Annotated in this window: 1 pseudogene; it reads left to right on the top strand. The window is 64.0% G+C overall.

The window, feature by feature from the left end:
* A pseudogene (locus A6723_RS32035) lies at nucleotides 1-793 on the top strand (type VI secretion system Vgr family protein); the annotation flags it as partial.

Here is a 793-nt window from a genome sequence, read left to right as displayed (position 1 = left end):
CAATATCGATGGCGAGGGCCGCTACCGCGTCAACTTCCTCTTCGACCGCGACACCTGGCCCGCTGGGCGCGAAAGCATGTGGCTGCGCCTGGCCAGGCCGTATGCCGGCGATACCCACGGGTTGCATTTGCCGCTGCTGGCCGGCACCGAAGTGGCCGTRGCCTTCGARCAGGGCGACCCGGACCGGCCGTTTATCGCCCATGCCCTACACACGAACCTGCAGCCTGACCACGTCACCATCCGCAATCACAAACGCAACGTCCTGCGCACGCCGGCGAACAACAAGATTCGCCTGGACGACACCCGTGGCCAGGAGCACATCAATGTCAGCACCGAGTTTTCCGGCAAGAGCCAGCTCAACCTTGGTCACCTGGTGGACGCCAAACGCCAGAAGCGCGGTGAAGGCTTTGAACTACGTACGGATGGCTGGGGCTCGGTGCGCGCCGGCAAGGGTGTGTTCATCAGCGCCGACGTACAGCCCGGCGCCCAGGGCCAGGCGCTGGCCATGCAGGAAGCTGTCGCGCGCCTGGAGCTGGCCGCCGACGAGATGCAGAAACTCTCCACCGATGCGGAGACCGCCAAGGCCGATCCAGCTGATTTCCTGGCGCAAATCGCCTTCATGCGCGAGGAAGTCAATCAGTTGCAGGCATAGGTTGTGTTACTCAGCGCGCCCAAAGGCATCGCCCTCACCAGTGGAACCCACCTGCAACTGGCCGCCCAGCGCAACCTCATGCTCAATGCCGGCAATGAAGCGGACGTCAGCGTGGTCAAGCGCCTGTTCATCGGCGTGGGC

It is taken from the genome of Pseudomonas sp. AU11447 (assembly GCF_001672555.2).
Taxonomy (GTDB): Bacteria; Pseudomonadota; Gammaproteobacteria; order Pseudomonadales; family Pseudomonadaceae; genus Pseudomonas; species Pseudomonas nitroreducens.
Note: the sequence above shows the minus strand (reverse complement) of the source record. Positions and strands in the feature narration are given on the sequence as shown.